At 38.0% G+C, this 12,511-nt stretch carries 5 protein-coding genes and 4 pseudogenes; 5 read left to right on the top strand and 4 right to left on the bottom strand.

The features are described 5' to 3' along the window. Positions 1 to 325 precede the first annotated feature (325 nt). Both AAZO_RS33055 and AAZO_RS00660 read left to right on the top strand, forming a co-directional pair. Positions 326 to 481: pseudogene (locus AAZO_RS33055) on the top strand (ISLre2-like element ISCst1 family transposase); the annotation flags it as partial. A gap of 360 nt (positions 482 to 841) precedes the next feature. Beyond that, positions 842 to 1,912: pseudogene (locus AAZO_RS00660) on the top strand (PstS family phosphate ABC transporter substrate-binding protein). Positions 1,913 to 1,985: 73 nt separating this feature from the next. Here the strand turns inward: AAZO_RS00660 and AAZO_RS00655 are convergent. After that, on the bottom strand, positions 1,986 to 2,705 hold the full coding sequence (locus AAZO_RS00655; protein WP_013189801.1) for a Crp/Fnr family transcriptional regulator: 720 nt from the start codon (positions 2,703 to 2,705) through the stop codon (positions 1,986 to 1,988). A gap of 311 nt (positions 2,706 to 3,016) precedes the next feature. Here AAZO_RS00655 and AAZO_RS00650 point away from each other — a divergent pair, with 311 nt between their 5' ends. Beyond that, positions 3,017 to 3,937 (top strand): DALR anticodon-binding domain-containing protein, encoded by a 921-nt coding sequence (locus AAZO_RS00650; protein WP_013189800.1) that lies wholly within the window; start codon positions 3,017 to 3,019, stop codon positions 3,935 to 3,937. A gap of 231 nt (positions 3,938 to 4,168) precedes the next feature. Here the strand turns inward: AAZO_RS00650 and AAZO_RS00645 are convergent, their stop codons facing one another. Both AAZO_RS00645 and AAZO_RS00640 read right to left on the bottom strand, forming a co-directional pair. Continuing rightward, positions 4,169 to 5,008 (bottom strand): Cof-type HAD-IIB family hydrolase, encoded by an 840-nt coding sequence (locus AAZO_RS00645; RefSeq protein WP_013189799.1) that lies wholly within the window; start codon positions 5,006 to 5,008, stop codon positions 4,169 to 4,171. Between the two features lie 226 nt (positions 5,009 to 5,234). Next, the gene (locus tag AAZO_RS00640) at positions 5,235 to 5,930 is read right to left on the bottom strand and encodes a choice-of-anchor E domain-containing protein (protein WP_013189798.1); all 696 of its coding nucleotides are present in this window, start codon (positions 5,928 to 5,930) and stop codon (positions 5,235 to 5,237) included. A gap of 647 nt (positions 5,931 to 6,577) precedes the next feature. Here AAZO_RS00640 and polA point away from each other — a divergent pair. Beyond that, the gene (gene polA / locus AAZO_RS00635; RefSeq protein ID WP_013189797.1) at positions 6,578 to 9,526 is read left to right on the top strand and encodes a DNA polymerase I; all 2,949 of its coding nucleotides are present in this window, start codon (positions 6,578 to 6,580) and stop codon (positions 9,524 to 9,526) included. A gap of 219 nt (positions 9,527 to 9,745) precedes the next feature. On the opposite strand, the pseudogene AAZO_RS00630 reads toward polA, so the two are convergent. Then, positions 9,746 to 11,323 (bottom strand): annotated as a pseudogene (locus AAZO_RS00630) (NAD-binding protein). 284 nt (positions 11,324 to 11,607) lie between these two features. On the opposite strand from AAZO_RS00630, the pseudogene AAZO_RS00625 reads away from it, so the two are divergent. Further along, positions 11,608 to 12,270: pseudogene (locus AAZO_RS00625) on the top strand (transaldolase family protein). Positions 12,271 to 12,511 lie beyond the last annotated feature (241 nt).

Here is a 12,511-nt window from a genome sequence, read left to right as displayed (position 1 = left end):
CCCAAACCTTACCAGAACAATACCAACAACGGGAATTTGCACCAGGTCAACGCCAACCCTAAGAGGCATTTGTATTTACGGGTAATTGGGGAAATACTTAAATTTCTACCTGATTCAACTTCATATGGGGATTGAGCATCCGAACTCAGAATTTCAGAAGATGTTTAAAACAATAAAGCAGATTGCAGATCAATGAGTCTAAATTGAAACCTAGACAGCAAGGGGAGCAAGGCGATTTTGTGAGGTGTGGCAAAAAGTAAGTGTGCGATCACTAAACCCAAAACAGGCATCGATAAAAATCACTTACCGTACAAAAATATAGATACAAGTTGTCAGTTTAAGAATGAAAGGAAACATTAAATTTTGGTAAAAAAAAAATGCGGATATTATGTTACATCTTCCTTGTCAATGGATAGCTGGAAGTTGGCATAATTTCTGTAATTCCATTTTTACCTCTTTTATCCATCTTGGAACTGTCTAATATTTTAGACCTGCAACTCCCATTTAACAGAATTTTCTATTCTAATCAATACACGCTTATTTGATTACTGACCTAAGCAGCTTATTCCCACCAGCCATAGATTATTGAATGCAAGTCTCCTTAGGATATTTTGAGAAGATACTTTGTCTTGCAATTTTATTTGTTTGATGTGATTTATTTTACTTTAATTCTAGGAAAATATTTTAGCCATATCTATGGTTGGCGTAGCTAAAAGCACACTTTTTGCCCCACCTCATAAAATCGCCTTGCTCCCACAGGAAGAGAGTTTTACTCCTGATTCCTGACTCCTGCTGTAATAAGGTTTCTGACTATTCCCATCGAACAGTGGATTAATTCATCATGTCTCAAGAAAATGAAACTCTGGTTCTGACAATATCTCTGTTAACAACAATTTTATTGGTAGCTGGTGGTTTTTGCTAGTTTAGCAGAAAGTCAAATGTAGACCTGAATAAAATTATTAGCTCCCAGTCAAATAATTCTAGCTCCAGTAATCAAAACCAACCACAGAACACATCGGCACAACCTCAAGGTACCAGCTTCTCTGCTGTAAAGAATGTCGCCACCTGATTGTTTAACTACGTAGGTAGTACATCTTGGGGTCCAATTCGACTGACAATTGACCCTGCAATTCAAGCAGCAAGACCAGAGTTTCGGCTACGTTATGTACAACCCAGTAATGAGGCTCCAGGCACTGGTACAGGCATACAGTCATTAATTGATGGTCAACTAACTTTTGTCCATTCCTCCCAACCAATTTTAGATCAAGAGTTAAGCCGCGCCCAGCAGCGTGGATTTAAACTCAATCAAATTCCTGTAGCCATTGATGGCTTAGCAGTAGCCGTTAACCCCAACCTGAATATCCCAGTATTGACAATAGACTAACTTAAATCAATCTACACAGGCAAGATCAATAATTGGAACCAAGTTGGTGGCCCCAATTTGCCGATCAAGCCGTATTCTCGTCGTATCAATAATGGCGGCACAGTAGAACTTTTTGTTCAAGACATTTTGGGTGGTCAAGCTTTCAGCCCCCAAATAGAGTTTATCTCCACGACCACCCAAGCCTTAAAAAAGTTGGCTCATAGTCCTGGTGGAATGTATTACGCATCTGCCCCAGAGGTTGTTCCTCAATGTTCGATTAAACCCTTACCCTTGGGACGAATGCCAGGACAATACATTGCTCCCTATCAAGAACCATTTATTCTCCCTAATGAATGTCCTGATAAACGGAATTAATTGAACATTAAAGCGTTTCAATCAGGAAAATACCCGATTACCCGCAATCTGTTTGTGGTGGTCAAACAGAATGGTCAAACTGAAGAGCAAGCTGGTGTTGCTTATGCTAACTTACTGCTAACAGAGCAGGGACAGGAACTCATTACCCAAACTGGGTTTGTTAAAATCCGCTGACTCCTGCTAGTTATGGCTTATAAAATAGCAAGTACCAAGTTAATACGCTCTCAAGCTAGCTTCTGATTGCGCTTTAGTTGGTTCTGTTAATTGACTCTGCTGGCAAGCAAATCAAATTATCCCCTTGGGTGAGGATTAGTCCACGTTGACGCAATTTACCCATTAAACGGGTAACTGTGACACGAGTTGAACCAATGGCGCTACCAATTTGGGCATGAGTGAGAGGGAAGGGCAGACAATAGCCACGAATTACATCGGGATCAGTTTCGCTCATTGCTGGCTCTCCATATTCCTCAATCAGCAATGTGAGGAATCCTAGTAGTCTGTCAATGGTGCGTCGCTGTCCCAATGCACTGAGCCATAACAGCTTGCGTTGGTGTTGATATCTAAAGGCATCCATTACTTCACGACGGAAGTGAGGCCAGTTATCTAAATCATGCCAGTACATCCATAACACCGCAGTTTGGTCAACGTGGGCATAAGACTGGAGAGTGAATGGTGACTGAGCCACAATTTCAAAAGGTTGTCCTGCTCCCACAAAACCTAAGAAGGCTTCTTCTGGGGTTCTATTGATGCGTCGAGATGTTAACTGGCTGGCAGTGGCACTAACTTGGGCTGTTCCTACCATGCGGATTGCACCCCTTTGGACTAAATAGAGCAAGCCAGGTCTGGCGGGAATGCGCTCATCTTTGCTGAAGGTGCGGCAGCGGTAGTGTTCTTGAGCCCAATCAAGAATTCGTTGCCAAGTTAGAAAAGGCCGTGATGCTTCGGAAAAGGAGGATTGAGATTGCATAGGTAACAAAGAGCGTTCGGCTGAAGACAAAGACTAAATAAAAAGGTGCAAGGAGTGTCTTTGTGTTAACAGGGTAGGCTTAACGCCTAACAGCGTCAGCTATCCAAAGAGTACAAAGCAGTTTTTGCTATCTACTCTTTTGTTATACTTCTTACTGTACAATGAGGGTAGTAAAGTTTACTCACTAAACATCAATTATTCATGAAATTTTATCCTACTCTCATTTTTCTTTACCTAGACTAAACTTCTATCTAAAGGTGGATGGAACAGGATAAAATGGTGATAATCACAAAAGTTCCCCAAATAGCTACGTGCATTATTGGCTACTTTTTAAGAAGTATACCTCAAATAAACAATTAGTATATCTCCATTTTTTGAATTTTCTAAGTGTTTATACTAAGGATGAAGAAATTCTAAGCATAGGAAGGGGAAAAATTCCTCTATATCAAGACACAGATGCTGAAAAAATTTTATATATTTCCAGTCTAGGTCAGCAAATTTCAGCATCTAAAAATTCACATAGAATGGCAATTCTCAGGGAACTTGCTGCTTATTTATCAGCAAATTGTGGGGAAATTTTTAGTGTGCAAATAGTTCCTCCTGATTGGATTCATATAGAACTAACTGATCCTACTTTAGCGTGGTGGTTAAATAATCTGACCGTCGATAGTTTAAGGTTAGAGAGTATGAAAGGGGAGATGAGAAGATGGGGAGATGGGGAGAATAATATATTACTTTCTGCCCCTTCCCCCTTGCCCCCTGACTCTTCTTTCCTGAGAAATAAAAAGAAATCATTCTTTACAGTCCAATATGCTCACGCACGCTGCTGTTCGTTATTACGATTAGCTCACCAAGAGGGATTAATTCAACTGACAGATAATGATGCTGGTGTTCAGTGTTTTCTGTCCGCACAGGCTATACCCTGGTTAAATTCTGATCAAACACTACGTTTCCATCAATTAGAGGAGATTCGACTCATTCATCAGTTGGTGAAAATGGTGGATGATTTGGTCGTTTCTGATTTTAGTAGCTCGGTTAATTGGGAAAAAGCGGCATTGAAATTAAGCCAAGCTTTTGAAAGCTTTTGGTGTCACTGCCGAATTTGGGGTGAAGTGAAAATTAAGTCTTTGGAGTTAGCGCAAGCCAGACTGGGATTGTTAATAGCTACTCAGTTGGTCTTGAGGGCTGTGTTAGAAACGAAATTAGGCGTGTTTGCACCTGTTGAGTTGTAAATAATCTCAGGTTTTTCCTGTAGCCCTATTTCCTATGACATCAACTGAAAAACTTTGAGTAATAATTATTTTGATGGTACAAGCCCCCGGATTTATCCGTGGGGTGAATCCAAAATATAAAATCCTATTGACGCGATGAATCTACTGGGCTATATTAGTTGATTTGTGAGGAGCGAACCAGCAAGGACACCGAGACGAAACACAGCCAGTGGCTGGTGCGCTTTCTCATGTTTAGAGCAAAAATTTTTCAATTGCGATCGCAACTCCATCATTTTCTACACTCGGAGCTACCCAATTAGCGAGCGCTTTTACTGAATCTGGGGCGCTACCCATAGCTACACCAATACCTGCATATTCCAGCATCTCTACATCATTGATGTTATCACCAATAGTCATGACCTGATCGCTTTCTAATCCCAGCACTTCTTCTGCGAGATAACGTACAGCACTTCCTTTATTGACAACAGGGTTAGTTGCTTCCAAGAAAGTAGCAATAGATCTTGTCATATATAGTTCTGCTGGTGTGTATTGAATACGTAAATTACCCAAAAGTGCTTGAATTAAATTCGCGTCATCACACAAAGCTAAAACCTTAGTGGGTTCGTTACTTAAGACTTGACGTAAATCACTGACGGGTATAGGAGTAACACCACAGCGTTGGGCATAATTTTCTGTTTCAGTGGTGATTTCCCGCACGTAAAGCTGGTCATTGATGTAAAAATGGATAGACAGCAGAGAAAGCAATTCAGGCTGTTCAAAATAGTCTAGTAATTGCTGCGCAATTTCCCTGGAAACAGCCAAATGACGATGAATTCTTTGATTACTTGGGTCTTGAATCCAAGCTCCTTGATAGGCTACCAATGGTAGAGTAGAATTGATTTCTTGATGAAACCGCAAAGCTGAACAATACATTCTACCCGTGGCTATAGCCACTTGAATGCACCTCGCTTGCGTTGCTTGAATGGCTTGCCTGACAGTTTCACTTACTTGATTGTCATGCCCTGCGATCGTACCATCTATATCTAAAACTAATAGCTTAATATCATTTGCAACACCAGATGCTTTATGCATAAGTTCCCCAGAATCAAAGTTCCAGTAAAAGGTTAACAGTCTGTGGCATAGAATAGAGAGTTTTTTAGGTAAAAAATATTTTACCTGAAAATAGCAATTTATCGTACCTTGGTAGAAGATACGATAAAAAATAACTAAATATATTCACACAGTAGACTGTTCAATCCTAAATTTGATTACAGGGTGAAAAAATCTCTCAATTACAGAAATCTATGACTTTGAGATTTTAAATCGGCTTTTTTTTGCTTGTGACAACAAACGAAACCCAGCAATTAGAACAAATCCCAGTAAAGTGGAGGGAGGCTTCAGGTATCTTAATCAAAGTGGAAGCATCGTAGTTATATGTAACTGTAAGTTGTCCTTTAGCAAGTGTACCGATTTGAGAAAGAATGTTACCTGATCCTGTAACACTTGAGTCAGCTATAGCTGAAACCAAAAAGTTAACATTACCAGAACCAATAAATGATTCTAGATTATTGGTTAAAGTCCGAGTCGCGACATCTTCATCCAGGATGATATCAAGTGTGATTGCAGAAGTACCAGCAAAATCAACCACGCCATCAAATGCAGTAGCTTGATAAGACTTACTATTAGAGGGATTAAGTGAAAATAAGGTTACACCACCCTGAGTTAAGTTGAGTATTGCACTAACGTTTGCTCTGATTAGAGATGAAGCAGCATTTAAGCTTTCAAATTTTGCATTTCCATTGATGAAGCCAACAATATCCAAGGTAACACTGGTCAGTATACCAAGAGAAGTATCAAATTGCTGTAAACTGAGTGTTTGATTAAAATTTGTGATAGCATAATCACCAGAAGAAGCAGTATAGCTAATAGAAGCTGCACTAGAAGTTCCAGCAGTTACCACAATTCCAGCTAAGGTACTGACCGCAGCGAAAGTACTAAAAAATTTAGAGTTCATGTGTAGATTGCTGTGTCAAAAAAATTGCAGTTACAACTAGATATCTAACTCTAAATAAAATTCTGTTTACCGCTTTAGTGAAAATACCTAATTTAGTTTCTATATTTCATTATGATTACAAGTATAAATTTATATTTCACGGCTTAATATGTAAGTAAAATACGAAGAACCATAAATTTTTGATTATCAAATAGAAGTTATATATGTCACGTCATTGCTCAGCAATCAAACCAAATTTATATAAAAATTTTGAAATTACTTAAGTGTAATAAAAAGATATATATACTGGAAACTGTTTAAAAGTGTCATTCTGAATGTTCGCTGAGGGTCTCTGAAAGAGATAGTGAAGAATCTCCGAGATACTTGACTGCACTACGTTACCCATGGCTTACGCCACCCTGCGCTATCAGTATGACATAAGTCCAACTTTCACCCGTTTGCAGTATAGAAAACCGGTTTGATATCTGTATCCCTGACGGGAGGCGTAGCCATAATTATTTGCGTAGTCAGGCAAAAGGCAAACAGGTTTCAGAGAATTTAGGTGTACCGAGTTTTTTATGGCTACGGCACGCAAGCTATCAAAAATCTAATAGGAGTCCTAATATATCTAAGTAATACTTACATAAAAAACCAGCTATAATTTTATTGTGCCTCTAAGTTCTTTTAATAATTTGACTTCAGACTCCACAATCAGCAATAATCCTACGTTTATTCTCGTAGATGGACATTCTCTTGCTTTTCGTTCCTACTTCGCTTTTGCTAAAGGTAAAAACGGAGGACTCCGGACAAAAGCAGGTATTCCTACTAGCGTTTGTTTTGGGTTTATTAAGTGCTTATTAGAGGTAATAACCACTCAAAAGCCCCAAGCAATAGCTGTAGCTTTTGATTTAGGATTGCCAACTTTTCGTCATGAAGCGGATGATACTTATAAGGCGGATCGTTTAGAAACACCAGAAGATTTTATTCCCGATTTAGAAAACCTGAATGAGTTATTGAGAGGTTTAAACTTACCGATTTTTACAGCACCAGGTTATGAAGCAGATGATGTTTTGGGAACTTTATCACAAAAAGCGTCTGCGGCTGGTTATCGGGTGAAAATTCTGTCTGGTGATAGGGATTTATTTCAACTTATTGATGGAGATAAGGGCATTACAGTTTTAAATTTCAGTCCTGAAGCTTTGAAACGTTATGCAAATAGTATCACCGAATTTCAAGCAGAACAAGTTAAAGAAAAATTAGGCGTATTACCTACACAAATCGTTGATTTTAAAGCTCTATGCGGTGATAAATCAGATAATATTCCTGGAGTTAGAGGAATTGGTGAAAAGACAGCAGTAAAACTACTAAATACTTATAATTCCCTTGATGGGATTTATGCAAAATTAGACGAAATTACAGGTTCAACACAAGAAAAATTGATTGCAGGTAAAGAAGATGCTTCGCATTCTCGTTATTTAGCACAGATAGTTGTGGATGTACCGTTAGAAGTTAATTTAGAAGATTGTCAATTAACAGGTTTTGACACTAATCAGTTAATTCCAATTCTAGAAAAATTAGAATTCAATAAATTTTTAGACCAAATCAACGAACTACAACAAAAACTCGGTGGACAGGTTCTAGAAACAAAGGCAGAAGAAATCAATACCACTCAAGAAGATGATGATTTATGGTTCTTTAGTGGAGAAGATACAGCTAATACAGAAAAACGACCTGATTCATCAATTCAGATACGTATTATTAACACTGAAGATAAATTACAAGAATTAGTTGCCATTCTGCAAAAATGTACTAACCTAGAAAAACCTGTTGCTTGGGATACGGAAACCACCGCCTTAGAACCAAGAGATGCAGCTTTAGTAGGAATTGGCTGTTGTTGGGGAACAGGATCTGATGAAGCTGCTTATATTCCTGTTGGGCATAAAATAGGGCATAATTTACAATTAGACTTAGTGGTATCAGCATTACGTCCAATTTTGGAAAATGCTAATTATCCAAAAACTTTTCAGAATGCCAAATTTGATAGATTAATTTTCAAATGTCAGGGAATTAATTTAGTAGGGGTAGTATTTGATACGATGTTAGCAAGTTATTTGATCAATCCAGATACTACCCATAATTTAAGTGATTTATCTTTAAGAAATTTGGGATTACAACTAACAGAATATAATGATATTGTTACCAAAACTGGTAAAAAAGAACTACAAAAAAATATTGCTGATATTGGAATTGATATAGTAGCGTATTATTGTGGTACTCAAGTTTATGCAACATTTCAATTAGTTGATAAATTGCGTTGTGAATTGAATAAAACACCAGATTTAGCTAAATTATTGGTGGAAGTCGAGCAACCGCTAGAAGCAGTGTTAGCGGAAATGGAATATACAGGGGTGAGAATTAATTCTAGTTATCTACAAGAACTATCTCAGCAATTGGAATCTGAATTAGCTAAATTAGAAATACAAGCAACTGAGATTGCTAGTGAGAAATTCAATTTAGATTCTCCCAAACAATTGAGTTATATTCTGTTTGATAAACTTGGTTTAAGTACCAAATATTCCCGCAAAATTCAAACTGGTTATTCTACAGATGCAGCAACTTTAGAAAAACTCCAAGAAGTTGATAATACTGGCTTTGTTGATGCGATTATTGAATATCGGACTTCATCAAAATTAAAATCTACTTATGTAGATGCATTACCAGCGTTGGTACATCCCCAAAGTCAACGGTTACATACTGATTTTAACCAAACTGCAACTTCTACCGGTAGGTTATCTTCTTCTAATCCGAATTTGCAAAATATTCCTATTCGTACGGCTTTTAGTAGACAAATTAGAAAAGCCTTTTTACCAGAATCTGGATGGTTGATGGTAGCTGCTGATTATTCTCAAATTGAGTTAAGAATTTTGGCACATTTGAGTCAAGAACCTGTGCTGGTACAAGCATATAAGCAAAATGAAGATATTCACACTGTCACAGCTAAATTAGTCTTTGAAAAAGATGAGGTGACATCAGAAGAAAGACGTTTTGCCAAAACAATTAATTTTGGTGTAATTTATGGTATGGGTTCGCTGAAGTTTGCACGTTCTACAGGTGTAGATAAAGCTAATGCTAATGAATTTATTAGGCGATTTAATGAACGATATCCCCAGGTATTTGCATATTTGGAAAAGGTGAAAAAAGAAGCTATTTCTCAAGGATATGTAGAAACTATTTTGGGAAGAAGGCGTTATTTTGATTTTACTAGTAAAAGCTTAAAGGAGTTAAAAGGCATAAGTTTAGAAGATATTGATTTGAGCAGGTTAAAGAATTTGGGTGCTTATAATGCTGGTTTACTTCGTTCTGCTGCAAATGCACCAATTCAAGGTTCGAGTGCGGATATTATTAAAATTGCAATGGTGCAATTACATGAAGTTTTGAGGAATTATCAAGCGCGGTTGTTGTTGCAAGTTCATGATGAATTAGTGTTTGAAGTTCCTCCTCAAGAATGGGGAGAACTGCAATTACAAATTAAGTCGGTGATGGAAAATGCTATGAGTTTAAGTGTACCTTTAGTTGTGGATGTGCGTGCGGGTGATAATTGGATGGAGACAAAGTAATAGAGCAGCGTGTTCCTTATGTTGCCTAAATTTAGCCTGAAAAACCTAACTGCTGATGGCTGATAGCTTAATGCTTACATTTTACTAAAGAACCACGACTGAAGATTAGTAACTGTATCAGTACCAAAAGAAAAGAAAGCTATTTTTAAATTACCAATTACCAATTACCAATTACCAATTACCAATTACCAATTACCAATTACCAATTACCAACCCTAATCAACTTACCATCTCCTGTTCCTCGCTCCATAACTGATATAACCGATTTGCAGGAATTGTCAAATACAAAATATCATCTGCACTCAAATTAGTGTCCAACAAATCCCAACCATGTAAAGTTTGGTGATTTATTCTTTCTACATACAAAGGGACAAAATCGGCATATCTACCTACATCTTTCACCCACTCACCACAAAAAGGATGGTTAGGAGTAATCAAAGTTGGAAAAGCAACCCATAGATTATCGGCAATAATCCCATTAGCAATAATTCTACCTCCCAGAGCGGCGGCAGCAAAAGCTGGTGCTGCTAATTCTGCTGGACTTAATACAGCTTCAAGATCAAATACCTGTTGTGCCATGCCGGCAAAATCAGGGTCAGCATAATCAACAATAACAGAAATTTTCGGTGTTAACCCCTTGGCTTTGAGGGCAATTTCTAAATTAGTAGCATCGTTATTAGTAACTGCTAAAACTGCGGCTGCGGTATCTATATTACTTGTTTGTAGACTTGTGCGGAAACTTGCATCTGCAAGAATTACAGTAATACTCATTCCTATAGCAGTGTTGACAAGTCTATGATTAGGATCAGTTTCAATTACTACTACTTCATGTCCACTTGCCTGCAGTTACTGAATTATTCTAATGCCAATACCACTTAAACCACAGACAATATAATGATGACGTTGAGGAATTCTGGCAGCATCCGAAAATTGTTTCAGACTAGTTCCTAAAATAAAATCGGTAAGCATAGCATACCAAATACCAAGGACTACTGCTCCTGCCAGCATCATGAAAACTGTAAAGAATTTAATACTATTGGGTGCGTTCTCTACCACTTTGTCATTACCACTAGCACCTGTGATCATGCCAACAGCAAAATATAAAGCATCAAAAAATGAGATGTTTAATTTCGTAGAAACCTAAGTAAATATAGCGGTTAAAATAATTACTATTACTGCTATTGCCATGACAATGACTGACCTTGTGTGTTTCTGAAAATGCTGGATACTGGTGAATATTTTGAATAGTTTTCTTCCCAATCATTTGCCTATGTGATTGATGCGTGGTTGAGTACCAATAATTAAGCGATCACCTAATATTTTATATGATCTTTCTTCATGAATATATTCTTCCTGAATTGGCCAAGTTTGATCAAATAATTTAATTTGTCAGATCGCTTGATTCCCCAAAGCTGCAAAAGTAAATACTGGTGCTACCAAACCAACAACACTCATACTTAAATGATCAATGAGTGTGTGATCTAAACGTTCACCTAAATTGGTGTTATAAAAGCGTTTAATAATCCAAATCTGAGGATTTAGAACTCACGCTTGCATCATAATTGATAAATTTACCGCATCATCAGAACCACCAATTACTAAAGTATTAGCCTGTTCAACTCCTGCCGCTTGCAAGGTAGAAGCTGCACATAATTCACCAACAATTACATCTCCCGTAACTTCTCCAGGAATGGGTTTGCGATGAATACCAACAACCAAAGCACCCTGTTGTCTCAGCAGACGAAAGATCTTATATCCAGTACGTCTTAAGCCGCAAACAATAACTCGAGGTTTCATGAAACAGCAGCATAATTTACACACAAAGCTGCATATCAGTTATTAATCTCTATTGTTGCCTGATTTCTTCAAATAGAACTGTAACTGAACATACGATATAAACCTGTAAGTAGTTAAAAATTAACAATTCAAAATTTAAGAGACAATCTGTTGAGTTACCCTGTCTATACATGATGAATAGTAGGAGAGTAATCAAATGTTAAACCTGGACAGGTGAGTCATCCTCCAGAAACCCCCCAATACCTGTAGAATTTTAGGGTGATTCAGGGGCTTGTAACATTCTTATGGCGCTTTCTCTGGATTCTGCGATCGCATCCGAAGCTAAAATAGTTCAATATTGGGGTTGGGTCAAAGGGATCACCACCAATCCTACTTTGTTAGCACAGGCTGATACCCCACCAGAAACCACCCTGAAAACCTTGGTTTCTTTAACTTCCGGCCCAGTTTACTACCAACTCCTGTCCGCTGATAAAAAGAGGATGATATCAGAAGGAATCAAAGCTTTTGCAATTCTTCTTCGTTCTCAAACAATCTTGAAAATTCCCGCTACAGCAGTAGAGTTTGAAGTCCTAGCCACACTTTCACCAGAAATTACCTGTTCCGTCACTGGTATTTACAGTCCCGCACAAGCCACAGTGGCCAGGGAAACCGGCGCAAAAACAAAAATCGCCATAGCTTACGTCAATCGTGCTACACCCTTGTTAGGTGATGGTATTGCTTGAGTGCAAGATATGTCCAGCGTTCTCAAAGGTACTGGTATGGAAATCTTGGCAGCTAGTATCAAGTCACCTGAAGAAGCAGCCGCATCTATCCAAGCAGGTGCGGATCATCTGACTTTACCTTTAGCAATGTTGCAAGTAGCAATGTTGCAAGCTATAGCCACACACGAACTTTCTCATCAAACCGTTGCTGATTTTGCTGCTGGTGGTGTTGGTTTCAAGATTTGAATTAGCATCATCATAACTTTGCAGAAACTGTTAGTTGATTAATAAAGGGTTAAACCCCTCATACCTAAAGTATGGATATCGCATGGTAAGCTTAGTTGAAAATAAGTTTTCAGCGTTTTATAAATCAAGTGTGTTAAAAGCCACTGAAATCAATTCCTAATGCGGATGATGGGTGTCACCCCCCCCATTGATTTAATAATAGTCTCTTTCTCATGTACCGGAAGTTTTAACTGTTGCATTA

This window comes from 'Nostoc azollae' 0708, from assembly GCF_000196515.1.
Classification (GTDB): Bacteria; Cyanobacteriota; Cyanobacteriia; order Cyanobacteriales; family Nostocaceae; genus Trichormus_B; species Trichormus_B azollae.
Note: the sequence above shows the minus strand (reverse complement) of the source record. Positions and strands in the feature narration are given on the sequence as shown.

Coding starts and splice junctions, on each gene's coding strand:
- AAZO_RS00655 (WP_013189801.1), bottom strand. CDS start 2,705: ATGCAATCTCAATCCTCCTTTTCCGAAGCATCACGGCCTTTTCTAACT.
- AAZO_RS00645 (WP_013189799.1), bottom strand. CDS start 5,008: ATGCATAAAGCATCTGGTGTTGCAAATGATATTAAGCTATTAGTTTTA.
- AAZO_RS00640 (WP_013189798.1), bottom strand. CDS start 5,930: ATGAACTCTAAATTTTTTAGTACTTTCGCTGCGGTCAGTACCTTAGCT.